Source organism: Micrococcus sp. LASM2_SD2, assembly GCF_057364565.1.
This window is the reverse complement of sequence record NZ_JBNFOB010000388.1, coordinates 1-1,235: the sequence shown is the minus strand read 5'-3', so window position 1 is coordinate 1,235 and position 1,235 is coordinate 1. Positions and strand designations below refer to the sequence as shown.

Sequence of the window (1,235 nt, the reverse complement as noted above, 5' to 3'; positions counted from 1 at the left end):
CGGCCCCCCAGGTGCACCCTCGGCGCCCCGGGCGACCCGGCGCGGATCGTCGCGGACGGCTCCGCGGCCGCCGCGGACCTGGACTGGGCGATGCGCCACCGCCTGGAGGAGATGGTGGCCTCGGCCTGGCGGGCACACCGGGCGCGGAGCGAGGCCTGATCCGGGGGCGGCCCACGGGCTAGAGTGTGAGCACACCCGCTTCGGGTGACCCATGTCACACTCATGAAAGGACGCCTCGATGCGCCCCACCCGCCGCCAGTTCGCCCAGGGCATGGTCGCCACCGTGGCCATGCAGGAGGTGGAGCGCGGCACCCTGTCCCTGGACACCACCGTCGGCGAGGTCCTGCCGGCGCTGTGGCCCGAGTACGAGGACCGGGTCACGCTGTCCATGCTCATGAACCACACCTCCGGCATGCCGGACGCCATCTGGACGGTCATGCGCGGCCAGTCGCTCTTCGAGCTCGACCTCGACGAGCTCGCCGCCGTCGTCTCCCGCCACTACGGCCAGCGCGAGCTGGTCAAGCTGGCGAAGCAGGACTCCTGGTGGTTCGAGCCGGGCACGGACCACGGCTACTCCAACACCGGCTACGTGGTGCTGGAGATGATGGTCGAGGCCGTCACCGGGCGTCGCATGCCCGAGCTCATCCGGGACCGCGTCTTCCGTCCGGCGGGCATGCACCGCACCCGCCTCGAGGACGGCACCCTGGTCCGCGGAGCCGAGATGCAGGACGCCGCCGTCCGCCCCCACGAGGCCAAGGCGCTGGAGACCATCGACCAGTCGATCTTCGCCTCCGCCGCCGCGGTGAACACCACCGCCGCGGACGTCACGCGCTTCTACCAGGCCCTGATGCGCGGGCAGCTCGTCTCCCAGCAGACCGTGGACCTGATGGTCACCCCGGTCGGTCCGGCGGCCCGCGCCGGCTACGGCTACGGACTGTTCCTGGTGGCCGACCCCTCCCCGGAGCACGCCGGAGAGTTCCTTGTCGGCCACGACGGCGCGGGCTTCGGCTCGGTCTCGCTGGCCCTGTGCTCCCGGGACGGCGAGCGCGCCTTCGCCTTCACCTACATCGGCCGCCCGTACTGGCAGGCCGGCTGGGACCAGGTGTTCGCTCGGGAGCTCGAGCTGATGCGCACCGCGTTCGTGGTGAACGCCGCCGACGCCCCGGCCTCCTGCGACCGCCTGGTCCGCGGCAGCAGCGTGGCCTCCCGCCGTGCGGTGGCGGACATGGCCGCCC

1 protein-coding gene is annotated in these 1,235 nt (G+C 72.8%); it reads left to right on the top strand.

What is annotated here, in order from left to right:
* Positions 1-238 precede the first annotated feature (238 nt).
* A partial coding sequence (locus tag AC2W7A_RS12610; protein WP_485991634.1) for a serine hydrolase domain-containing protein occupies positions 239-1,235 on the top strand: 997 nt, incomplete at its 3' end.